The organism is Streptomyces sp. NPDC059524 (genome assembly GCF_042749255.1).
Lineage (GTDB): Bacteria > Actinomycetota > Actinomycetes > Streptomycetales > Streptomycetaceae > Streptomyces > Streptomyces xanthii.
The window spans coordinates 1-22,942 of record NZ_JBHYTK010000108.1; the positions used below are offsets into that span (position 1 = coordinate 1).

Here is a 22,942-nt window from a genome sequence, read left to right on the forward strand (position 1 = left end):
TGTGTGTCTTCGTTTCGGGAGATATATGTTGGGTTACCGCTCGTCTCCACCCCCGGAATCGGCGCGAGCACTATGGGATCCCAAGCGGGGTCGGAATGCTGCTTCCGGACCGCGGAACGGTTGTGTCAGACGCGCCGGGCAACCCCCGGCCGCTCCACACCGGGACCACCTCTCGAACGGCTCCGGCCCCCGGCGTCCCCGCGCCGGCCGGAGCCCCAGGTTCACGACACGCCCCCGTGCCCGGAGCTCAAAGGAGCCCGCGATGACGCACTTCCGCTCGGAACCAGAACCGCCCCTGAACCTCACCGCCGCCGACGCCACCGGCCCCGCGGCCACCCGGGAGGCGGCGCCGCCCGCCGCCCCCGCCGTCCCCGCACCGGACGGCGCCGACGACCAGCGCCGGGCCCAGCACCTGCTGGCCCAGGCCATGGACCGCATCGGCACCAACCGCTGCCACAAGGTGATCCTCTCGATCGTCGTCTTCGGCGCGTTCTTCGACGTCATCGAGCAGAACACCGTCGGGATCGTCGCCCCCTTCCTCAAGGAACAGTGGGGCGTCACCTCCACCGGCATCGGCTTCCTCGCCTCCGCCACCTTCGGCGCGATGTACGTGGGAGCCGCGCTCGCCGGCTGGCTCAGCGACCTCAAGGGCCGCAAGACGATGTTCAACTTCAACCTCGCGCTCTACAGCCTGGGCGCACTGATCTGCGCCCTCGCGCCCAACTTCGAGGTCCTCGTCGCCGGCCGGATCGTCGTCGGGCTCGGGCTCGGCGGCGAGTTCGTCGTCGGCCTCACCCTGCTCGCCGAGATGACCTCCACCCAGTTCCGCGGCACCGCCATCTCCCTGCTCCAGGTCGGAGCGGGCGGCCTCGGCAACCCGGCCGCGTACCTCTTCGGCCTGCTCACCGTCGGCTGGATCGGCCCGCACCTGCCCGCCCTCCTCGGCGGCCCCGAGGCCGGCTGGCGCTGGGTGTTCGTCCTGCTCTGCCTCCCGGCCCTGCTCGTCCTCTACACCCGGCGGCACATGCCGGAGACCCCGCGCTACCTCATCTCCAAGGCCCGCACCGCCGACGCCAACCGCGCGCTGAGCGTCCTCGCCTCCGGAAAGATGAACCCGCGCGGCCTCGCCGTCACCAGCTACCTGCCCGAGGGCCTCAGGCTGAGCGAGGAGAAGGCCCAGTGGACCGAGATCCTGCGCGGCCGCCTCGGACGCAACTCCGCCGTCCTCGGCTCCTGCACCGCCGCCCTGTTCGGCGCCCAGTTCGTCCTGCTCACCTTCTGGCCGACGCTCCTCGTGGACCGGGGCTACCCCGTCGCCACCAGCCTCACCTTCACCATGATCATTTTCATGGGCGCGGTCACCGGCACCCTCTTCGCCACCTACCTCAACACCCGCTTCCGGCGTAAGCCCACCATCGCCGTCGCCGCCGCCCTCTCCTGCGCCTCCGCCCTCGCCTTCCCCTTCCTGGCCGACGGAGCGACGGAGATCCTGGTCCTCGGCTTCCTCTTCGAATTCTTCTCCTGGTGGGCCAACTGCTCCATCTCCACCTGGTGCCCCGAGCTCTACCCGACCCGCGTCCGCGCCTTCGGCATCGGCGTCATCTCCAACCTCGGCATGATCGGCGGCGCGCTCCTGCCGCCCGTCGCCGGCGCCCTGCTCGGCTCCATGGGCCCCACCGCGCTCCTCGGCCTCGTCGCCGTCATGTGCGCCGTCGTCCTCGTCGCCGTGCCCTTCGGCCCCGAGACCTTCGGCCGCTCCCTCGAGGAACTCCACGACGAGAACTGACCACCCACGACAGCTCCTTCACCGACCCAAGGATTGGACACGGCCGTGCGCATCGGAATCGACGGGCTGAAGATCCCCGAGTCCGCCAAACGAGGACCCGGCGGAACCCTCGCCCACGCCAGGGAACTGGGCCTCGACGGAGTCTTCTTCCGCTCGGTCCTGGACCTGAGCCCCACCCTCGACGCCGCCGAGCTCCGCAATCTGCGGGCGCGGGCCGACGACCTCGGCCTCTACCTGGAGACCGGCCTCGGCAAGGTCAACCCCTTCGCCATCCCCGAGGCCCCCGAACTGCGGGCGATCGGCGACGGCGACACCCTGCTGGGCTTCCGCCGCATGATGGAGGCCGCGGCCGCCATCGGCTGCCGCGAACTGTGGGGCTCCACCGCGATCGTCAAACCCCAGTACCACGGCCGGCTCGCCTGGGACCGCTTCCGCACCGACGTCACCTGGGACGAGCAGCTGACCGCCACCGAGCGCTTCCTCGGCCGGCTCGCCCCCTACGCCCGTGACCTCGGCGTCCACATCAACCTGGAGACCCACGAGGAGATCACCTCCTTCGAACTGGTCCGTCTCGCCGAGGCCGTCGGACCCGACGTCGTCGGCATCGTCTACGACACGGCCAACGCCCTGCACCGCGTCGAGCACCCCGTGTGGACCGCCCGTCGCGTCGCGCCCTACGTCCGGCAGACCCACATCAAGGACGCCCACCTCGCCCATGGCGACGAGGGCCTCTGGTACCAGCTGCGCCCCTGCGGAACCGGCGTCGTCGACTTCACCCAGGTCGTCCCGATCCTCATGGCGGCCAACCCCGGACTGAACCTGACCCTGGAGACCTACGAATCGTACGAGGACCGCCCGCGCAGCCCCGAGAAGTGGCTCCTGGAGATCTACGACGAGGAGTTCCTCCGGGCCCACCCCGACCTGACCACCACCGAGTTCGCCGACTACCTCAGGACCGTCCGCGCCTACGAACAGCGCATCGCCGCCGGTGAACTGCCGGACCTGGAGACCTACGCCGCCCAGCCCTTCGGCTACACCGAGGCCGTGAGCCAGATCCGCGACAGCGCCGCCCACATCCGTGCCATCTGTGAGGAGAACGCCAAGTGACCGCTCTGTACGAGACCTCCGAAGAACGCTCCATGGACCTGCCCGACGAGCTGATCCGCGGCGTCAGCGACGTCCACGTCCACGCCGGCCCGTGGCTCAAGTCCTGCCCCGGCCGCCTCGACCCGTTCGCCATCGCCGAGCAGGCCCGGGACGCCGGCATGAAGTCCCTCGTCTACTACGACCACACCATGGGCATCAGCAACGGCACCTCGATGCTGGTGAAGCGCCAGGTCCCCGGGATCGAGATCTTCGGCGGCATCATCATGACCTCCGTCCTCGGCGGCCTGAACCCGCGCGCCGTCAAGACCGCCCTGCACTACGGCGCCGGCGCCAAGTTCGTCCACTTCGGCGCGCACTGCACCCACTTCATGGCCAGCCACGAGGGCTCCTACGTCGACGGCAAGCCCGTCCCGTTCAAGGACCAGTACCCCAAGTTCGCCGAGCAGGAGCTGTCCCGCGCCATCCGCATCCCGCTGGAGGGGCCCGTCCCCGGGGACCTCGAGGAGATCCTCGGGCTGATCGCCGAGCGGCCCGACGTCCACCTCAACACCGGGCACCTCTCCGTCCCGGAGGCCTTCCGGCTCGTCGAGCTCGCCCAGGCCGCCGGCATCCGCAAGATCGTCGTCGCGCACCCGTGCCGCGGCCGCATGACGACCGAGCAGCAGAAGGAGCTCGCCGCCAAGGGCGTCTTCCTCGAGGGCGCCGTCTCCGACTGGATGTTCCACCGCGGCCTGCCCCGTACCAACTACTACGTCGAGCGCGAGTGGGCCGACGAGATCGCCGGCATCGCCAACGCCCCCGAGTTCAGCGGCATCATGCCCTGGGCCCGGCAGATCCGCGAGATCGGCATCGAGCACTTCATCCTCGGCACCGACTACGGCATCCGCTCCGGCCCGACGCCCGTCGAGGGCATGCGCACCCTCATCAGCTCGCTGCTCGACCTCGAGTTCAAGCCCGACGAGATCATCACCATGATCAAGGGCAACCCGGACCGCCTGCTCGACCTCGGCGAGTAACCCGCGCGCCGCACGGGGAGGCCGGGCCCGCCCGGCCTCCCCGCCGACCCCGCCGTCATCATGGGACGCTCACGTCACCCCACGCCCGAACCCGCTCGGGCGCCCAACGAAAGGGCCCCTCCGTTGCCCCCGCACGCGCCGCACACCGGAACCCGGACCGTCCTGCTCGTCAACCCCAACACCAACCGGGGCACGACCTCGATGATGGCCGAGCTGGCCCGGAACCACCTGGCCCCCGCGGGAATCACGGTGGAGAGCCGCACCGCCGGGCAGGGCCCCTCGATGATCACCGACCCGATCACCCTCAAGGAGTCCGCCCAGCACGTTGTCGACACCGTCCGCGACCGACTGGCCGACACCGGCGCCCCGCCCGTCGCCGCCGTGATCGTCGCCGCCATCGGCGACCCCGCCCGCGACCGCCTCGCCGAGGAGATCGACGTCCCCGTCATCGGCATCGGCCAGGCCTCCGTCCACGCGGCCGCCGCCGGGGGCCGCGCCTTCGGCATGGCGACCAGCACCCCGCTGCTCGTCGACTCGCTCACCGAACTCGTCGCCCGGCACGGCCACGCCGCCGCCTTCACCGGCGTCCGCCTCACCCCCTCCGACCCGCTCCTGCTCGCCGCCTCCGCCGACCAGCAGTACGAGGAGCTCGCCGGCGCCGTCCGCGCCTGCGTCGACCGGGACGGCGCCGAGGCCGTGATCATCGCGGGCGGCCCGCTCAGCGACGCCGCCCGCCGGCTCGCCGCGCTCGGCCTCGTCGACATCGTCGAGCCCGTCCCCAGCGCCGCCGCCCTCGTCCTCGACACCCTGAATGCGCCCGCAGGCGGCTGAACCGAGCCCGCACCGCGCCCCCCGGCCTGGCGAAGACAGGCCCGTCAGGCCCAGACTGGCACCCCCGGTCCGTCGAACGAGTGTGAGCAGAGACCCGTGACGACTTCGTCCTCATCGTCCTCGAAGCTGTACCGCAACAAGAAGCCGCTGCGCGACATCGTCCGCGAACACCTGCGCAACAGCATCTACGACGGCACGCTGCCGCCCGGCACCCGCCTCGTCGAGCAGGAACTCGCCCAGCAGTTCAAGGTGTCCCGGCTGCCGGTCCGCGAGGCGCTGCGCATCCTGCACCACGAGGGCCTCGTCGAGCACCTGCCCACCCGCGGCGTGGTCGTGCGCACCCTCGACCGCCGCCAGGTCTCCGAGCTGTACGACCTGCGCGAGGCCCTCGAGGTCCTCGCCGCGCGGCAGGCCGCCGAGCGCGTCGCCGAGGGCGCGCCGACCCGGCTCTCGGCCGCCACCGAACGGGCCGGGGACGCGGCGGGCGCCGGGGACGCCTCCGCCGTGCACGACGCGAACTCCAGCCTCCACGAGGAGATCACCGCCCTCGCGGGCAACAAGCTGCTGGCCGAGACCCTGGAGCCGATCGTCGGCCGCGTCGACTGGCTGCGCCGCAAGGTCGAGGACTTCGGCATGATCCAGGCCGAGCACGAGGCCCTGGCCGCCGCCATCGTCGCCGGCGACCCCGAGGCCGCCGCCCCCGCGGCCCGCGACCATGTACGCGCCTCGCGCGAGCGCACCCTCAAGGGTCTCTTCGACAGCTGACGGGAGCGGCCGGCGGCGTCGGCGGTCCCGGCCGCCGGGACACGACGATGGAAAAGTGCGGCGCGGCGTGCTGTCATGCCGTGCCGCACTTCGGCTCCGTCCAACTCGCCTGACCCGTCAGGAGGTTGACCCGCATGCCCGACCCGAGCCCCCACCCGGTGCCCGACCCGCTCGCGCCCGCCCGCCTGGGCCCCCTCACCCTGCGCAACCGCGTCGTCAAGGCCGCCACCTTCGAAGGCATGACCCCCGACGCGCTCGTCACCGACGACCTCGTCGACTTCCACCGCCGCCACGCCGCGGGCGGCATCGCGATGACGACCGTCGCCTACTGCGCCGTCGCCCCGGAGGGCCGTACCGAACGCCGCCAGATCTGGATGCGCCCGGAAGCCGTCCCCGGACTGCGGCGCCTCACCGACGCCGTGCACGCCGAGGGCGCCGCAGCCTGCGCCCAGCTCGGCCACGCAGGACCCGTCGCCGACGCCTCCTCCACCGGCCTGCCGGCCCTCGCGCCACAGAGCAGGTTCAGCCCCGTCAGCCTGCGCCGCACCCGGGCGGCGACCGCCGAGGACATCGCCCGGGTCACCCGGGCCCACGCGGACGCCGCCCGGCTCGCCGTCGAGTCCGGATTCGACGCCGTCGAACTCCACTTCGGCCACAACTACCTGGCCAGCGCCTTCCTCAGCCCCAAGCTGAACCGCCGCACCGACCGCTACGGCGGCAGCCTCGCCCACCGCGCCGAGGTCACCCGCGGCATCGCCCGCGCCGTCCGTGACGCCGTCGGCGACCGCATCGCCATCACCGCCAAACTCAACATGAAGGACGGAGTGCCCGGCGGCCTCGGCGTCGACGAGTCCCTCCAGGTCGCCCGCTGGCTCCAGGACGACGGCGGCCTCGACGCCCTCCAGCTCACCGCCGGCAGCTCCCTGCTCAACCCGATGTACCTCTTCCGCGGCGACGCCCCGCTGAAGGAGTTCGCCGCCCAGTTCCCGGCGCCGCAGCGGCTCGGCATCCGCCTCTTCGGGGACCGCTTCCTGCGCACGTACCCGTACGAGGACGCGTACCTCCTGGAACACGCGCGCCGCTTCCGGGCGGCGCTCGACCTCCCGCTCACCCTGCTCGGCGGCATCACGAGCCTCGACACCATGGAACGGGCCATGAAGGAGGGCTTCCAGTTCGTGGCCATGGCCCGCGCCCTGCTGCGCGAACCCGATCTCGTCGAACGCATCGCCCGCGACCGCACGACCCCCTCCCTGTGCATCCACTGCAACCGCTGCATGCCCACCATCTACCGCGGCACCCACTGCCCGGAGAAGCCGGAGAAGACAGAAAAACAGGGGCGGTGACACCGGGGGGAGTCCCGGCGCCACCGCCCCCGCGGCTCGGCCCGGCGGATCAGCCGTCGCGCTCCGCCGAGGGGAGGAACGCGCCCGGCACGTCCTTCGGCGCGTACAGCTTGCTCTCACCCGGGTACGGCTTCTTCCACCCGTGCGTCTCGTACCACGTGAAGTGGTTCATCTGCGCGGGGTTCGCGAAGTCCGGAGTGGCGTTCGGGCCGGTCAGCCGCTGCTTCTCCTTCCAGCGGTCCCAGGTCGCCGCCAGCTCACGCCGCTCGGCGGGCACCTTCAGGGTGGGCACGGCGGCCGCCGACGGGTTCTGCGCGGCCGGGGTGTCCAGACCGCAGGACGGCGGCGTCTTCAGGCCGTCGGTCAGCGGCGTCCGGTTCGGCAGCGCGGTGAACGGCGTGAGGTCGGGGCGCTGGGTGAACGCCCCGCGCATCGGCGTGGCCGCGCTGTCCTTCTGGTTCATCGGGTGGATCCCGAGGATCTGCTCGATCGTGCGGATCATCGTGATCTGCGTGTAGTAGCGGCTGTCGACGACACCGCGGCGCGCGTACGGGCTGATGATCTGCACCGGCGCCCGGTGCCCGTCCACGTGGTCCAGGCCCGCCTGGGAGTCGTCCTCGACCACGAAGATCGCGGAGTCCTTCCAGTACTTGCTGTGCGAGATCGCGTCGACGATCCGGCCGGTCGCCAGGTCGTTGTCCGCGACCTGCGCCGCCGCGCCCGCGGGCCCGCCGGTGTGGTCGCTGGACAGCCAGAACATGTTGAGGTTCTTCGGCCCGTTCTTCTCGAAGTCACGCTTCCAGATCTCGGCCCGGTAGATGTCCGGCACGGCGGTGTCGAACTTCGCGAAGCCGTGCTCCGACACCTCGTCGAGCGACGGGATCGGCGAGGACGACACCAGGTCGTAGGCGGTGTCGGCGCCCGTGGCCCGCATGTTCTTCGCGTCGCAGTACAGGTTCTGCCAGCTCGCGCCGGCCGGCTTCGTCAGGAACTGCTGGAACTCGCCGTAGTTGCGCACCGACTTCCCGGCCGCCTGCGCCCCGGTCCAGATGAACCCGGTGCGCTGGTGCCCGAGCGCGTCGTCCTCGGTGTCGTAACTGCGCTTGTACGCACCCGCCGAGGACTCCGTGTACTCCGGATTGTCGGCCTGCATGAGCCAGTTGTGGCCCTCGGCCGAGTTCGTGCCGATGTCGTACGTGTTGTCGTACAGGCCGAACTGCTCGGCCATGGCGTGCTGGTTCGGCGTCACGTTCTCGCCGAACTGGGCGAGCGCGGGATCGCCCTCGCCCTTCTCGACGTCGCCGAAGACCTGGTCGTAGGTGCGGTTCTCCTTCACGATCAGGAACACGTGCTTGATCGTCGACGGATCGCCGAGCCGCGCCGGGACCGGCACCGGCTTCGGGGTGCGGCCCTGGGTCGCCTTGCTGACGGCGCCGCGCGTCCAGCCGTTCTGCCGGAACACCTTGCCCGTCAGCGACTTGACCGTCTTGTCGCTCGGCAGCGCGAACCGGGTGAGGCTCGAGGTCGTGTCGTGCGTGCCGTGACCGGCCGCCGTGGTCGGACGCCGGGCGTCGACACCGCGGGTGTTGGAGACGACCACCTGGTCGCCGACGGTTGTGATCTCGGACGGGAAGTAGTCCGTCGGGATCAGCCCCACGTAGCCGACCGGCTCCTGCGCGCTCGTGTACCGGTAGACGGCGACCGCGTTGGCCCGGCCCAGCGTCACGAGGAGGTGCCCGTCGTCGGTCAGCGTCACCGCGTCCGGCTCGTAGCCGACCGAGGCCTCCGGCCACGGCTGGGTGGCGATCGTCTGCACGACCTTGTCCTTCGCCGTGTCGATGACCGACACGTCGTTGGTGGCCGTGTTCGTGACGAACAGCGCGCCCTTCTTCGCGTACAGCGCCGTCGGGTGCAGCCCCACGTCGATGCTCGCGGCGTCCGCGGACGGGTGGGCCAGGTCGATCACGCTGACCGTGCCGGTCGTCGTCGCGGCGGTCCGCTGGTCGGCGGGAACCTGGGTGCCGTACGAGTTGATGGTGCTGTCGCCGGGCCGGGCCGGACGCCCGCCCTCGTTGCTCACGTACAGCTTGTCGCCGACGCGCACCATGTCGCGCGGTGCGTTGCCCACGGCCCAGGACTGCTTCACCGCGCCGGTGGCCGCGTCGAGCGCGACCACCTTGTTCTGCCCGTTGACCGCCGCGTACACGGTGGACGCGTCGGCCGAGAAGACGGGCTCGGCGACGAGCGCGTGCTTGGTCCCGTCGACCGGGAGCCTGATCGTGGTCGGATCGGTGACCGAACCGTCGTCCGCCACGGTGAACCGCGTGTAGCCGTCGGTCTGGCCGAGCCACAGCTGCTTCCCGTCCGGCGAGTACGTGGGCCCTTCCTGGCCCACCTCGTTCGACGCGATCCGGGGCTTGGACGCGGCGCCGCTGCCGACGAGCTGGCGCACCTTCCAGCCGTCGAGGTCGACGATGCCGAGCGCGGAGCCGCCGTCGGCGAGGGACGCGGCGAGGTGCTTCCCGTCCGGGCTCACGGTCGACGACATGATCTTGCCGTTGTCGATGACGAGCCGCTCGCCGTACGGGTCGATGTACTGGTCGGCGGAGACGACCTGGCCGCGGTCGGTGACCTGGCCGACCCGGTCCTCGCCGAACGGCGTGGTCGAGGCCAGCGCGGTGCCGGTCGCGGCGAGGGCGAGGGCGCAGATGCCCGCGAGGACCAAGGGGGTGCGACGGCCGGCGGGTCTGCGCGGGAGACCGGACCGGCCTCTCTCCACAGCCCGACGACGACGTGTCACCTGCATGGTTGTCCCTTCAGAGGGTTCGAGGGGTGTGTGGGAGGTGGCTGGTTCGGGGTCGGCGCGGGAGTCCGGGTCAGGGGCCGGCGGAGAGCAGTTCGACGTTGCCGTCGAATTGCCACAGGGGGTTGGCGGCGTCGCCCTCGGGGGTGCGCACCAGGAAGTAGCCGTTCACTTCCTTCGGCCCGTCGCCGTCCGCCACGTACCGTCCGTCGGGTGTGACGTCGAGCTGGTAGATCGCCGAGCCGGTGGCCCGCAGCCCGGGCAGATGCCAGGAGACGACGCAGCGCCAGTCGTTGCCCGCGCCCTCGGCGCCGTCCCGTACGTCGCCCTTCGAGCAGGCGGCGGAGGCCTTCAGCTGCGCCTCGGTGACCGCGGGACGGTGCAGCTGCTCGGTCTGCGTCCGGTACAGATGGCCGAACGCCACGGCCACGGACCGCTCGACCTTCGCCTGTGTGATCCCCGAACCCGAGGCGGGACTCGCCGCGGCGACGACGGCCACCGAGACGGCGAGCAGCCCGGCCAGCGGCAGCGCGCCCAGCGTGATCGCGCGGCGTCCCGCACCGTCGTAGCTCAGGTCCGTGAAGTCCCGCCGCACGAACAGGACATACGCGAGCACGGTCGCCGCCACCGCCCAGATCAGCGCGACGAGAACGCCGGTGAGGAGCGGGGCGAGCTGGACGGGGGCCGCGAACAGGCCGCTCCAGGAGATGAAGGCGTAGCCGGGCAGCGCCGCGCGCACGGCGACCGGCACCGGCAGCATCTGCGCGAGCTGCGTCACGAGCGCGACGAGCGCGGGCAGCAGCAGGCCCATGGGAGAGCGGCCGAGGGCCACGGAGCCGAGGAGGCCGACGCCGGCGAGGGCGAGCGTCGGGGCGAGCGCGCAGAGCCAGGCGAGCAGTACCCGCAGCGCGGCGTCGCCGGGGGCGAGCTGGTGCCCGTCGAGGCCGACCAGCGGCTGGTTCCCGACCGCGAGGAGGCCGCCGAGCACGCTGGAACAGGCCAGTCCCGCCACGAGCAGCAGGAGCACGCCGAGGCTCGCGAGCGTCTTCGCCGCGAAGATCCGCCGGGGCGAGCGCACCGCGACGAGCAGATGGCGCCACGTGCCGAGCCGGTCCTCGGCGGCGAACACGTCACCGGCCACGAGCGAGGTCAGCAGTGGCAGTGCCCACGAGCCGGCGAATCCGAGGATCACCAGCGGGCCCGCCCAGCCCGAGGCGTGCATCCAGCGGCCGAACAGGGTGTCGGTGGGCAGTGTGCCCTGCACGGAGACCGCCGCGACGAACAGTGCCGGTGCGATCCAGCAGGCCAGGAGCAGCAGCCGGATGCGCCACTGCGAGAGCAGCTTGACCCATTCGAAGCGCAGGCCCCGCAGGAACAGGGCGGGCTGAGGTGCGGCAACGTTGTCGGGGGCGAGCGCGACGGCACTCATCGGCCGGCCTCCTCGGTCGGGGCGTCCACCGGTCCGCTGTCCGGGCCGGTCGTGGTGAGGGCGAGGAAGGCCGCCTCCAGCGGGGAGACGACGGGCGCGAGCTCCCGTACGGCGACGCCGTCGCGGACGCAGCGGGCGACGAGCGCGTCGAGGGCCTCCGTCCGGGCACCGACGAACAGCACCTCGGGGTCCTGGCCGGTGTGTCGATCGGTGCGCAGCCGGACGCCGGGCACCTCGGCGGCGTGCGCGCGGGCCCGGTCCGGGTCCGGGGTGCGCAGCCGGTAGTCGAGTTCGCGGTTCTCGGCGGCCAGTTTGGCGAGGGGGCCGGAGAACACGACGCGTCCGGCGGCGAGGATCGTCACCTCGGAGCAGAGCGCCTCCAGGTCGTCCATGCGGTGGCTCGACAGCACGATGGCGACCCCCTCGCGGGCCAGCCGTTTCAGCACACCATGCACCTGGCGCTTGCCGGCCGGGTCGAGGCCGTTCGCGGGCTCGTCGAGGACGAGCAGCCGGGGACGGGTCAGCAACGCGGCCGCCAGACCGAGCCGTTGCCGCATCCCGAGCGAGAAGCCGCGCGTGCGGTCGTCGGCGACGTCCGTCAGACCGACCTCCGCGAGCACGTCGTCCACGTCGGCGGGCCGGGCGGGGCCGCCGCGCAGGGCGGCCAGGGCGCGGAGGTTCTGGCGCGCGGTCAGCGACGGGTACAGACCGGGTCCGTCCACGAACCCTGCGACGCCTTCGCCCACGGCGAGCGTCCGGCCGACCGGCGTGCCGAGGATGTCGAGGCGCCCCTCGTCGGCGAGCGCGAGCCCGAGCAACAGGCCGAGCAGCGTGGTCTTGCCCGCGCCGTTGGGTCCCACGAGCCCGTGGATCTGCCCTCGGGCCACGTCCAGGTCGACGCCGTCGAGGGCGACCACGTCGCCGAACGTCTTGGTGATGCCCCGGGCCCGTATCGCCGCGGACGCCTCTGGTGTCTCCATGAGTCCCTTCCTCACAAACCCTCAAGGGACCCTAGGGACGGCGCCCGACTGCGTCAGGGACGGCGCGGAGAACACTCATGGAACAGGAAATGGATGGCCCTTCAAGCCATCGTCAAGTCACCCGGGCGCGCCGCCACTTGGGCGGCCTCGTTACGCTGCGCACCAGCACGCGCGACGGCGCGCGCGGCGCACGGCACGACAGTCAAGGGGCGGTAACCGGCACATGAACACGGACACACTTGTACTCGGCTCCGGGGACCTGACCCTGCGCCCCTGGGAGCCGGCCGACGCCGCCGTGCTGCCCGCCCTGATGGACGACGACGCGCTGCGCCGCTGGACGACGCACCGCGTCACCGACACGGCGGGCGCGCGGCGGTGGATCGCCGAGCAGAACGCGTCACGGGGGATGGGGGAGCGGTTCTGCTTCGCCGTCGTCGCGGACGGGGAGGTGGCCGGTCACGCGGTCGTCAAACGCCCCGGCGGGACCGGCCCGGTGGCCGAGGTCGGCTACTGGATCGGCGCACCGGCACGAGGGCGCGGCCTGGCCGGCCGCGCCGTCGCCCTGCTCACCGACTGGGTGTTCACCACTCCCGCCCTGACCCGCGTCCAGCTGATCCACAACGAGGGCAACCCCGCCTCCTGCCGCGTCGCGGAGAAGGCGGGCTTCGCCCTGACGGAGATCCTCCCCCCGCTCCCGGGGAAGCCGGGGGAGGGCCATCTCCACGTACGCGAGCGTGTGGAGCCTCAGGGCACCAGCGCCCACGCCTCCACCTCGAGCAGCAGCTCGGGCCGGAACAGCGCCGCCACCTGAACCGCCGTGCTGGCGGGCGGGCGTTCCACGTCCACGTACGCGTCGCGCGCCACCCGCACCGCGGGGAGGTGAGCCACGTCCGTCACGTAGAAGGTGAGCTTGACGACGTCGTCGAAGGTCGCTCCGGCCGCCGCGAGGCAGCGGTTCAGGTTCTCGAAGACCTGGCGGGCCTGCGCGCCGGCGTCCCCCTCGCCGACCAGCTCCCCCTTCTCGTCCACGGCGATCTGCCCCGAGACCGCGATCAACTTCCCCGTGCCGCTGACGACTTGGGTGTACCCGGTCCCCGGCGCGACGCCCTCCGGCGCGGCGATGTGCGTGAGCCGGGACTGCTTCTGCTTCTCGTTCTGCGTGCTCTTCTCGTCCACGCCCCGATCCTCACCCGACGACACCGCATCGCACCAGCGCGTATTCCGCAGGCCTGCCATGCGCTTTCGGCATCGCCTCCGGCTGGCCTGACGCCCGCGTGAGGCGACGAGCGGGTGAGTGAGCGCGAGGGGGAGGGGCCGGTAGCTCGCCGCCCGCGTGCCGACCGGCTCGGGCGCTGCTCCCGGCCTGTCACGGTGCCGGGTTCGGCCGTACCGGATGCTTGCTCAGGATCGAGACGCGGTTGAAGGCGTTGATGGTGATGGCGACCCAGACCACGGCGGAGAGTTCGTCGTCCGTGAAGACCGCGCGGGCCTGTGCGTAGGCGGCGTCCTGCGCGGCGCCGTCGGCCGGGGTCGTCGTCGCCTCGGCGAGGGCCAGTGCCGCCCGCTCGCGCTCCGTGAACACCTCGGTGTCGCGCCATGCGGCCAGCACCCCGAGGCGCTGCGTGGTCTCGCCGGCCCGCAGCGCGGCGCGTGTGTGGACGTGGAGGCAGTACGCGCAGCCGTTGATCTGCGACACGCGGAGGTTCACCAGCTCGACCAGAATGCGGTCGAGGCCCGCGTCCGCCGCCGTCGTGCGCACGGCGTCCGACGTCTGGACCAGCGCGTGATAGGCCTTGGGGCTCTGCTTGTCGACGAAGACGCGCGGCTCGGGTCCGGTTGCCGTGTCGCTCAATTCGCTCTCCTGTGGTGTGAGTCGGGCACCTGTCCGGCGCTGCTGGCGTGGGCGGGTCCCGCGTCGTATGATCAAGCATAATTGTTGAATATGAAACTAGCTAGGGTGGGAGGGTGAGGATGAGCGTCGCAGACGGCACGGACACGGATCCTGCCGCGCCGCGGGCCGAGGTCATCACCGCACGGGAGGTGCCCCTGGGCGGCCCGCGCGCCATGAACGTGCGCCGGACACTGCCGCAGCGGGCCCGGACACTGATCGGGGCCTGGTGCTTCATCGACCACTACGGACCCGACGACGTCGGCGACACCGGCGGCATGGTCGTCGCCCCGCATCCGCACACCGGACTGCAGACGGTGAGCTGGCTGTTCAGCGGCGAGATCGAGCACCGCGACAGTCTCGGCTCGCACGCCATGGTCCGGCCCGGCGAACTGAACCTGATGACCAGCGGCCACGGAATCAGCCACTCCGAGGTCTCCACCGCCGCCACCACCGTGCTGCACGGCGTCCAGCTGTGGGTAGCCCTGCCGGACCGGCACCGGCACACCGCCCGCGACTTCCAGCACCACGTCCCCGAGCGCGTGCGGATCGACGGCGCCGACGTCAGCGTCTTCCTCGGCACCCTCGCGGGCTCCACCTCGCCCGTGCGGACGTACAGCCCACTGCTCGGCGCGGAGCTGCTGCTCGCCCCGGGCGCGAGCGTCACGCTCGACGTGGACCCGTCCTTCGAGCACGGACTGCTCGTCGACGAGGGCGCGGTCACCTTCGCCGGTACGCCCCTGAAGCGCGCCGAGCTGGGCTACCTGGAGCCCGGCGCCGCCACCGTGACCCTCACCAACGACACGGAGGACGCCGCCCGGCTGATCCTGCTCGGCGGCCCGCCGTTCGGCGAGGAGATCGTCATGTGGTGGAACTTCATCGGCCGCAGCCACGAGGACATCGCCGAGGCGCGCGAGGAATGGGAGAAGGCCTCCGACCGCTTCGGCGAGGTCGTCGGCTACCCCGGCGACCGCCTCCCGGCGCCCGTCCTTCCCAACGCCACCCTCACGCCCCGCAGGAACCCGACACCGAGAGGACCCCGGTCATGACCGAGCCCGCCGCCACCCCCGTAGTCCAGCGCGTCGACGCCCGCCACCGCTACACCATCGAGGTCGACGGCAAGCCCGCCGGCTTCACCGCCTACCGGGACCGCGACGACCGCCGCGTCTTCTTCCACACCGAGATCGACGACGCGTTCGCCGGCCAGGGCCTCGCCGCGATCCTCGTCCGCGAGGCCCTCGACGACGTCCGCGCGGCCGGCAAGCGCATCGTGCCCGTCTGCCCGTACGTGGCGAAGTTCCTGAAGAAGCACGAGGAGTACGCCGACATCACGGACCCGGTGACCCCGGACACCCTGACGTGGCTGGATGCCCAGCTCAAGCACTGAGCGTCCGGGATCCCCGGCCCGCGCGCCGACCGACTACGGCCGCGGGGCCGGGGCCTTGGCGTCGTCCTCGTCCTCACCCGCCACCGCGCTCGCGGCCGGCTCCGGGGCCGAGGGCGAAGGCGATCCCGCCGTGCTCGGCCCGGGCTTGGGCCGGGCGCCCGGCGTCGTGTCCTGCGGGAAGGTGAGCTGCTTGCCCATCCACTCCATCGCGGGCTCGATCTCCCGCAGCCACGTCGTGAAGTGGTGGCTGCCGCGCGGCAGGATGATCCGCGCCGAGGTCATCGGCGGCCGCACGGCGTCGAGGAACCGCATCGTGTCCGGGTAGTCCTTCTCGCCCTCACGGCTGCTCGCCACGAGCACCGAGACGCGGGGGACCGGCAGGTGCCCGAGCCGCCAGATCAGATCGTGGCTCTGCCGCCGCTGCCGGGCGCGCGGCCCGCTGCCGAACAGCGAACCCGTCGTGAGGTCGTCCTTGATCGCGTAGTCGGCGGACAGCGCGGCCGCCGACGTGTACGTCCGGGGATTGCGCAGCGTCAGCTGCAGCGCGCAGGACCCGCCCGACGAGTAGCCGAGGGCGCCCCACGCGCTGGGGTCGTGCCCGACCCGGTACGCCGACTTCAGCGCGTCCGGCAGGTCCTTGGTGAAGAACGTCTCCGCCTTCGGGCCGCCCGGCACGTCCACGCACTCGGTGTCGCGGGGCGGTGCGATCGTCGGCCGCACCATCACCACGATCGTCGGCTGCATCCGGCCCGCGCCCTGCAACCGGGCGGCCGTCTGCGGCACCTGGAGGAACTGGGCCAGGTTCATGATGCCGCCCGGGTAGCCGCTGATGGCGACGATCACCGGGAACCGCTGGCGGTGGAACTGCCGCTGGAAGTACTGCGGCGGCAGATACACGAACGCCGGGTTGAGGGCGTGCGAGCGCCGCCCCACGATCCGTACCGACTCGACCTTGCCCGCCCGCTCCGGCGGACCGACCGGCAGCCCCTTCACCCGGTCAAGACCCTGCGGCCCGGCCGGCTGCACCAGCGCGCCCTGCGCCACCGCGACCCCGGAACCGGCCGCGCCCGCGATCTGCGCGGGCGCCGTCGGCACGTCCCCGAGCAGCTCGTCCCAGCTGCCGTAGAACTCGAAGTCCGCGTTCACCATGACCGCGCACGCGGTCAGGATCGCCGTCTGCGTCACGCCGATGGCGGCCAGTCTGCCGAGCACGGACCGGGTGCCGCGCCGCGCGAGCCGTGGCCATCCCCACACCGTCAGCCCCACGCACACGACCGCGATCAGCACCGTCATGCACTCCAGCGCCCGACTCGTCAGGCCCATCTCCGCTCCACCTCTCGCCGGGGACGGGGCGACTCCCGCCCGGGGCAGCTTCCGTCGGAAAAGAGGCCAGGAGCGGGAGGCGGGTTGGGGCAAACGGGTGTTTTTGCTCTTCCCTTTCCCTGTTCTTACGTGCCCGCGGGGTCGCGCCCTACGGGGAGGGGGTGCCCGGCGCGGGCGCCGCACCGCCCACCCGGCGGGTCAGTTCGCGGGCCGTGTGCGCCACGTGCCCGGCGATCCGCCGCCGCTCCGTCTCGTCGACCGCCTCGTCCGGGAAGGTCACCGAGACCCCGGCGATCGGATGCGCGTGATGGTCCAGGACGGGTGCCGCGACCGAGGACAGGCCCGGCGTCACCTCGCCCTCCTCCGTCGCGTAGCCGCGCCGCCGCGCCTGCGCCAGCAGCGTGCGCAGGGCGGTCAGCGTCGCCGGACCCGCGCCGTGCCGCTGCACGAACGCCGAACGGTCGGGGAACAGGGCCCGCACCTGCGCGGGCGGCAGCAGGGCGAGCACGGCCCGGCCGCTCGCGGTCAGCGTGGCCGGCAGCCGCACACCGACCTCGGACACCAGCGGCGGGCGGCCCGGGGCGCGCTCCTCGATGACGTAGATGACCTCGCGGCCGTGCAGCACCGCCAGGTTCGCGTTGTGCCCCGTGCGGTCCACGAGCGAGGCGAGCGGCGCCCGCGCGAGGCGCTGGAACGGGGCCTGGCGCTCGTACCCGGAGGCGAGCTCGAAGGCGCTCACCCCGAGCCCGTAGCGCCGTTCCTCCGGCAGGTGCACCACGAATCCGTCCGCCGCGAGGGTGTCCAGGAGGTGGTAGGTCGTCGAACGCGGCAGTCCCACGTCGCGGCTGATGGCGGCCGCGGGGACGGGCGCGGCCTGGCGGGCCAGATAGCGCAGCACGGCCAGGACCTGCGCCGCGGCAGGGACGATGCTCATGCGCCGAGACTAGACCAGACACCGCTCAAACCATCTGTCTGGGATCCCAGACAGAGAGTCTTGGATCCCAGACACAACACGTCCGTCAGGACTCGCGGGCGGCGTCTGCCTGCGGCTTCATAGGTACATGACCGTTGTTGTTGGTGTCGGTGCCCTCTCCGCCGACGAAGTTGTGTCCGTTGCCCGTCACGGTGCCCAGGTGTCGCTCTCGCCCGAGGCCCTCAAGGAGATCGCTCGCAGTCGCGAGGTCATCAAGGCCCTCGCCACCGACGTCAAGCCCCACTACGGCGTCTCCACCGGCTTCGGCGCCCTGGCCACCCGCCACATCCCCAACGAGCTGCGCACGCAGCTCCAGCGCAGCCTGGTGCGCTCGCACGCCGCCGGCTCCGGCCCCGAGGTCGAGCGCGAGGTCGTCCGCGCCCTCATGCTGCTGCGTCTGTCCACGCTGGCCACCGGCCGCACCGGCGTCCGCACCGAGACGGCCGAGGCCTACGCCGCGCTCCTGAACGCCGGCATCACCCCGGTCGTCCACGAGTACGGCTCGCTCGGCTGCTCCGGCGACCTGGCCCCCCTCGCGCACTGCGCGCTCGCCGTCATGGGCGAGGGCGTCGTCCGCACCGCCGACGGTGAGAAGAAGCCCGCCGCCGAAGCCCTCGCCGCCGCCGGCATCACGCCGGTCGTCCTCGAGGAGAAGGAGGGCCTCGCCCTCATCAACGGCACCGACGGCATGCTCGGCATGCTCGTCCTCGCCGCCCACGACCTGCGCAAGCTGCTGCGCACCGCCGACATCGCCGCCGCCATGAGCGTCGAGGGCCAGCTCGGCACCGACGCCGTGTTCGCCGCCGACCTGCAGGCCATGCGCCCGCACCCCGGCCAGGGCGACAGCGCGGGCAACCTGCGCTCGCTGCTCGCCGACTCGGCGATCATCGCCAGCCACGCCGGCCCGGACTGCACCTACGTCCAGGACGCCTACTCGCTGCGCTGCACCCCGCAGGTCCACGGCACCGCCCGTGACACCCTCACGCACGCCGAGCTCGTCGCCTCCCGCGAGCTGGCCAGCGCCGTCGACAACCCGGTCGTCACCCTCGACGGCCGCGTCGAGTCCAACGGCAACTTCCACGGCGCCCCCGTCGCCGCGGTGCTCGACTTCCTCGCCATCACCGTCGCGGACGTCGCCTCGATCTCCGAGCGTCGCACCGACCGCTTCCTCGACCCGGCCCGCAACCGCGGTCTGAACGCCTTCCTGGCCGACGACCCGGGCGTGGACTCCGGCCACATGATCGCCCAGTACACGCAGGCCGCGATCGTCTCCGAGCTCAAGCGCCTGGCCGCCCCGGCCTCCGTGGACTCGATCCCCTCCAGCGCCATGCAGGAGGACCACGTCTCCATGGGCTGGTCGGCCGCTCGCAAGCTGCGCCGCGCCATCGACGGCCTCGGCCGCGTCCTGGCCGTCGAGCTGTACACCGCCGCCCGCGCCCTGGACCTGCGCGCCCCGCTGACCCCCGCCCCGGCCACCGCGGCCGTGCGCGACGGCCTGCGCGCCACCGTCGAGGGCCCCGGCACCGACCGCTGGCTCGCCCCGGAGATCGAGGAGGCCGTCCAGTACGTCGCCTCCGGCCGCGCCCTGGCCGCCGCCGAGTCCGTCACCGGCTCGCTCGTCTGATCCGGGCGCACACCGTGCCCCACACCTTCCGGGTCCGGCCGGACCCGGAAGGTGTGCCAGGCCCTGACCGTCCCTTCCCTCCGAGCGGCCCTCAACGCGACGGGGGAAGGGCCGGTCAGGCCCTGGTCCGCTGCCGTCCACGCCTCACCCCTCTTCGTGCCCTCCCCGTCCGCGGCGGGCCGGGCAGCCCTCAGAAGGAGCCCTTTCCCGGTGAATGACCTGCCGACCGCCACGGTGCACAACAGCGTCGGGCAACTGCGCGCCGACGCCTGGAGCTCCCTGACGGACCTCACCCACCGCCTCGCCACGCAGGGCGCGGACGGCCACCCGCACACCGTCGCGGGCATCGAGGAACTCATCGACCTCCTCACCCCCATCGAGCACTGCTGGGCCTTCCCGGGCCTGCCCGCCCTCAGGGAACTCTCCGCCCTGCTCGCCGAGGGGGACCACCGCCATCTCGCCCAGCGCGCCGACGAACTGGACCGCGCCCTGGCCGGCCACCGGCACCGCGGCACCGCCCCGCACACCGCCGCCACACCCAGCGGCTGCGCCGACGAGAGCGCCGAGGCCCCCCACTCCACGCCCGCGCCCTCCACCCCGTACTTCGAGGTTCTCGTCGTCGGCGACCTGGACGCCGCCGAGGAACAGGCGCTCCGTGCCGAACTGCGCCGACTGCGCCGCCCCGACGACGAGTTCGCCTACGAGATCGTCGTCGCCCCGAGCTTCGAGGACGCGGTCATCACGTCCCTCGTCAACTCCAGCCTCCAGGCCGTCGTCATCCGCGACCGGTTCACCGACCGCTCCCGCCACGACCTCAGCGTCGTGCGCCGCTTCTTCGACGAGTCGGCCCAGGCGCCCGCCGCCCTGCCCGGCGACAGCGACGAGCAGGTCCGCGCCCTCGGCGACCGCCTCCTCGCGCTGCGCCCCGAACTCGACCTGTACCTCGTCTCCGAGCGGGCCGTCGAGTCCACTGCGGGCCGCCTCAGCCGCCGCTTCCGGCGCGTCTTCCACGCCCGCGAAGGCCTCCTCGAACTGCACCTGTCGATCCTGCACGGCATCACCGAGCGCCACCGCGCCCCGTTCTTCACCGCGCTGCGCGCCCACAGCCGCAAGCCCACCGGCGTCTTCCACGCCCTGCCGGTCTCCCGCGGCGCCTCGGTGCTCAACTCGCCCTGGATACCCGAGATCGCCGACTTCTACGGCACCAACATCTTCCTCGCCGAGACCTCCGCCACCTCCGGCGGCCTGGACTCCCTGCTGGCCCCCACCGGCCCGCTCCGCGAGGCCCAGGACCTGGCCGCCGAGGCCTTCGGCGCCCGCCGGACCTACTTCGTCACCAACGGCACCTCGACCGCCAACAAGATCGTCGTGCAGGCGATGGTGCGCCCTGGCGACATCGTGCTCGTGGACCGCAACTGCCACAAGTCCCACCACTACGGACTCGTGCTCGCCGGCGCCCACGTCGTCTACCTCGACGCCTATCCCCTCGACGAGTACGGCATGTACGGCGCCGTCCCCGTCGAGGAGATCAAGCGCAAGCTGCTGATGCTCAAGCGCGAGGGCGTGCTGCACCGCGTCAAGCTGCTGATGCTCACCAACTGCACCTTCGACGGCATCGTCTACAACCCGACGCGCGTGATGGAGGAGTGCCTGGCCCTCAAGCCGGACCTGGCGTTCCTGTGGGACGAGGCCTGGTTCGCCTTCGCCCGCTTCCACCCCGTCTACCGCCGGCGCACCGCGATGGCCTCCGCCCGCACCCTCACCGACCGCTACCGCGACCCCGCGTACGCCGACACGTACGCCGCCCACCGCGAGAGCCTCGGCGAGGACCCGGACGACGAGACCCTCGCCACCACCCGGCTCCTGCCCGACCCCGAGCAGGTCCGCGTCCGCGTCTACGCCACGCAGTCCACGCACAAGACGCTCACCTCGATGCGTCAGGGCTCCATGGTCCACGTCTTCGACCAGGACTTCCGGCACAAGGTCGCCGAGGTGTTCCACGAGGCGTACATGACGCACACCTCGACCTCGCCCAACTACCAGATCCTCGCCTCCATGGACCTGGGCCGCCGCCAGGCGGTCCTGGAGGGGTACGCCCTCGTCCAGAAGCAGCTCGAACAGGCCGGGGTGCTCCGCGACGCCGTCGACCAGCACCCGCTGCTCAGCCGCTACCTGCACGTGCTCACCACACCCGAGCTGATCCCGCCGCGCTTCCGCTCCTCCGGCATCGAGCAGCCGCTGCGCACGGGCCTGGCCCGGATGGAACGGGCCTGGGAGGAGGACGAGTTCGTCCTCGACCCCACCCGCGCCACCATGCACATCGGCCGCACCGGCATCGACGGCGACACCTTCAAGCACGACCTCCTGATGGACCGTCACGGTGTGCAGGTCAACAAGACGACCCGCAACACGCTGCTGTTCATGACGAACATCGGCACGACCCGCAGCTCCGTCGCCTACCTCATCGAGGTTCTCGTGCGTATCGCCGAGGACCTGGAGGAGAGCGTCGGCGAGATGAGCCCGCACGACCTCGCCGTGCACCGCGGCCTCGTCACCGGCCTCGGCACGGGCTCCGCGGCCCTGCCGGACTTCAGCGCCTTCCACCCGGCGTTCCGGCCGAGCCCGCGCACCCCCGAGGGCGACATGCGCGCCGCGTTCTTCCTCGCCTACGACGACACCGAGTGCGAGCACCTGTCCACGCGGGAGATCAGTGACGCCATGGCCCAGGGCCGTACCGTCGTCTCCGCCACCTTCGTCACCCCCTACCCGCCCGGCTTCCCCGTCCTCGTCCCCGGACAGGTCGTCAGCAAGGACGTCCTGACCTACATGGCCGCCCTCGACACCCGCGAGATCCACGGCTACGACCCCGAGGCCGGCTACCGGGTCTTCACCGAGGCCGCCCTGGAGGCACGGCACACCGCGGAGCGCTAGAACCGGCTCCCGAACACCATCGCGCACCCTCCTCTCCCGCAGCCCAGGCCGCGGGGGAGGAGCACGCGTTTTCCCCACCGCACCTGATCACGACCGGACCGGAAGGAACCCCTCCCTCTCATGGCACCTCAGATCCTGCGCGCGCACGAGCGGACCCCCGCACCGTGGAAGAACGGCGGCGGCATCACCACCGAGGTCCTGGCCCACCCCCAGGGCGCCGGCACCGACGACTTCGTGTGGCGCATCAGCGTCGCCGACGTCGCCGGCAGCGGCCCCTTCTCCGCGTTCGAGGGCATCGACCGCATCATCACCGTCGTCGAGGGACCCGGCATGGCCCTCACCGTCGACGGCACGGAACACGTCGTCGACACCCGCTACACGCCGCTCGCCTTCTCCGGCGACGCCACCACCGACTGCCGGCTGCTCGACGGCCCCATCGTCGACTTCAACGTGATGGTCCGCCGCACCGACGCCAAGGCCGAGGTCTCCATCGAGCGCCGCTACACCGTGCTGCACCCCGCGCCCGGGACCCGCGTGTTCGCGATCGTCCTGGAGGGCTCCGCGACCCTGTACCGGGACTCGGTCACGCTCGGCCGGCTCGACGCGGTCCTGCTCCAGGACGACGAGAACCCCGCCGACATCGCGGTCGACGGGGTCCTCGCGGTGGTCGCCCTCACGGACGTCCGCTGAGCCGCACAGGAAGCAGAGCGGGAAAGCCGCGGCCGCCCGGCCGCGGCGCGCGCATGGCGGGCGGCC

At 72.2% G+C, this 22,942-nt stretch carries 19 protein-coding genes; 12 read left to right on the forward strand and 7 right to left on the reverse strand.

All coding sequences use genetic code 11. The features are described from left to right. Positions 1-262 precede the first annotated feature (262 nt). The 6 genes from ACFW9D_RS26215 (at position 263) to ACFW9D_RS26240 (ending at position 6,848) form a co-directional block, all read left to right on the forward strand. A complete protein-coding gene (locus ACFW9D_RS26215) occupies positions 263-1,786 on the forward strand; it encodes an MFS transporter (protein ID WP_384625499.1) in 1,524 nt (507 codons plus the stop codon). A gap of 45 nt (positions 1,787-1,831) precedes the next feature. Then, positions 1,832-2,893, forward strand: coding sequence for a sugar phosphate isomerase/epimerase family protein (locus ACFW9D_RS26220; RefSeq protein ID WP_384625503.1), 1,062 nt, complete (start codon positions 1,832-1,834; stop codon positions 2,891-2,893). After that, positions 2,890-3,909 carry a DUF6282 family protein gene (locus ACFW9D_RS26225; protein WP_384625506.1) on the forward strand — a complete coding sequence of 340 codons (1,020 nt, stop codon included), beginning with the start codon at positions 2,890-2,892 and terminating at the stop codon, positions 3,907-3,909. The genes ACFW9D_RS26220 and ACFW9D_RS26225 overlap by 4 nt, the downstream gene beginning before the upstream one ends. A 123-nt stretch (positions 3,910-4,032) precedes the next feature. Continuing rightward, the gene (locus ACFW9D_RS26230) at positions 4,033-4,740 is read left to right on the forward strand and encodes an aspartate/glutamate racemase family protein (RefSeq protein WP_384625509.1); all 708 of its coding nucleotides are present in this window, start codon (positions 4,033-4,035) and stop codon (positions 4,738-4,740) included. Positions 4,741-4,836: 96 nt separating this feature from the next. Next, positions 4,837-5,505 carry a GntR family transcriptional regulator gene (locus tag ACFW9D_RS26235; RefSeq protein ID WP_384625512.1) on the forward strand — a complete coding sequence of 223 codons (669 nt, stop codon included), beginning with the start codon at positions 4,837-4,839 and terminating at the stop codon, positions 5,503-5,505. A gap of 134 nt (positions 5,506-5,639) precedes the next feature. Next, positions 5,640-6,848 carry an NADH:flavin oxidoreductase gene (locus ACFW9D_RS26240; protein ID WP_384625515.1) on the forward strand — a complete coding sequence of 403 codons (1,209 nt, stop codon included), beginning with the start codon at positions 5,640-5,642 and terminating at the stop codon, positions 6,846-6,848. Positions 6,849-6,897: 49 nt separating this feature from the next. Here the strand turns inward: ACFW9D_RS26240 and ACFW9D_RS26245 are convergent, their stop codons facing one another. From ACFW9D_RS26245 to ACFW9D_RS26255, 3 genes are all read right to left on the reverse strand, one after another. After that, positions 6,898-9,654, reverse strand: a complete 2,757-nt coding sequence (locus ACFW9D_RS26245; protein ID WP_384625518.1) for an alkaline phosphatase family protein — start codon at positions 9,652-9,654, stop codon at positions 6,898-6,900. Positions 9,655-9,724: 70 nt separating this feature from the next. Next, entirely contained in the window at positions 9,725-11,080 is a 1,356-nt protein-coding gene (locus tag ACFW9D_RS26250) for an ABC transporter permease (RefSeq protein ID WP_384625520.1), read from the reverse strand. Continuing rightward, positions 11,077-12,060 (reverse strand): ABC transporter ATP-binding protein, encoded by a 984-nt coding sequence (locus ACFW9D_RS26255; protein ID WP_384625523.1) that lies wholly within the window; start codon positions 12,058-12,060, stop codon positions 11,077-11,079. Before ACFW9D_RS26255 ends, ACFW9D_RS26250 begins: the two co-directional genes overlap by 4 nt. Before the next feature lie 223 nt (positions 12,061-12,283). On the opposite strand from ACFW9D_RS26255, the gene ACFW9D_RS26260 reads away from it, so the two are divergent. Then, positions 12,284-12,871: a GNAT family N-acetyltransferase gene (locus tag ACFW9D_RS26260; protein WP_384625525.1), complete on the forward strand. Its 588-nt coding sequence runs from the start codon at positions 12,284-12,286 to the stop codon at positions 12,869-12,871. Here ACFW9D_RS26260 and ACFW9D_RS26265 read toward each other — a convergent pair. Both ACFW9D_RS26265 and ACFW9D_RS26270 read right to left on the reverse strand, forming a co-directional pair. Beyond that, on the reverse strand, positions 12,805-13,236 hold the full coding sequence (locus ACFW9D_RS26265; protein ID WP_223206275.1) for a RidA family protein: 432 nt from the start codon (positions 13,234-13,236) through the stop codon (positions 12,805-12,807). The two genes, ACFW9D_RS26260 and ACFW9D_RS26265, sit on opposite strands and share 67 nt — an antisense overlap. 190 nt (positions 13,237-13,426) lie before the next feature. Next, the gene (locus tag ACFW9D_RS26270) at positions 13,427-13,912 is read right to left on the reverse strand and encodes a carboxymuconolactone decarboxylase family protein (protein ID WP_384625528.1); all 486 of its coding nucleotides are present in this window, start codon (positions 13,910-13,912) and stop codon (positions 13,427-13,429) included. Between the two features lie 119 nt (positions 13,913-14,031). Between ACFW9D_RS26270 and ACFW9D_RS26275 the strand changes: the two genes are divergently transcribed. Together ACFW9D_RS26275 and ACFW9D_RS26280 are read left to right on the forward strand one after the other, a co-directional pair. Further along, positions 14,032-14,997 (forward strand): pirin family protein, encoded by a 966-nt coding sequence (locus ACFW9D_RS26275; RefSeq protein ID WP_384625530.1) that lies wholly within the window; start codon positions 14,032-14,034, stop codon positions 14,995-14,997. Continuing rightward, the gene (locus tag ACFW9D_RS26280; RefSeq protein ID WP_384625532.1) at positions 14,994-15,335 is read left to right on the forward strand and encodes a GNAT family N-acetyltransferase; all 342 of its coding nucleotides are present in this window, start codon (positions 14,994-14,996) and stop codon (positions 15,333-15,335) included. Before ACFW9D_RS26275 ends, ACFW9D_RS26280 begins: the two co-directional genes overlap by 4 nt. A 33-nt stretch (positions 15,336-15,368) precedes the next feature. Here ACFW9D_RS26280 and ACFW9D_RS26285 read toward each other — a convergent pair whose 3' ends face one another. Next, positions 15,369-16,658: an alpha/beta hydrolase-fold protein gene (locus ACFW9D_RS26285; RefSeq protein WP_384625535.1), complete on the reverse strand. Its 1,290-nt coding sequence runs from the start codon at positions 16,656-16,658 to the stop codon at positions 15,369-15,371. A gap of 148 nt (positions 16,659-16,806) precedes the next feature. Continuing rightward, on the reverse strand, positions 16,807-17,592 hold the full coding sequence (locus ACFW9D_RS26290) for an IclR family transcriptional regulator (RefSeq protein WP_188340744.1): 786 nt from the start codon (positions 17,590-17,592) through the stop codon (positions 16,807-16,809). Positions 17,593-17,719: 127 nt separating this feature from the next. Between ACFW9D_RS26290 and hutH the strand changes: the two genes are divergently transcribed. From hutH to ACFW9D_RS26305, 3 genes are all read left to right on the forward strand, one after another. Then, entirely contained in the window at positions 17,720-19,255 is a 1,536-nt protein-coding gene (gene hutH, locus ACFW9D_RS26295; RefSeq protein ID WP_188340745.1) for a histidine ammonia-lyase, read from the forward strand. Between the two features lie 210 nt (positions 19,256-19,465). Beyond that, a complete protein-coding gene (locus ACFW9D_RS26300; protein WP_384625539.1) occupies positions 19,466-22,186 on the forward strand; it encodes an aminotransferase class I/II-fold pyridoxal phosphate-dependent enzyme in 2,721 nt (906 codons plus the stop codon). A 120-nt stretch (positions 22,187-22,306) separates the two neighbouring features. Continuing rightward, positions 22,307-22,876 (forward strand): HutD family protein, encoded by a 570-nt coding sequence (locus ACFW9D_RS26305; RefSeq protein ID WP_384625542.1) that lies wholly within the window; start codon positions 22,307-22,309, stop codon positions 22,874-22,876. Positions 22,877-22,942 lie beyond the last annotated feature (66 nt).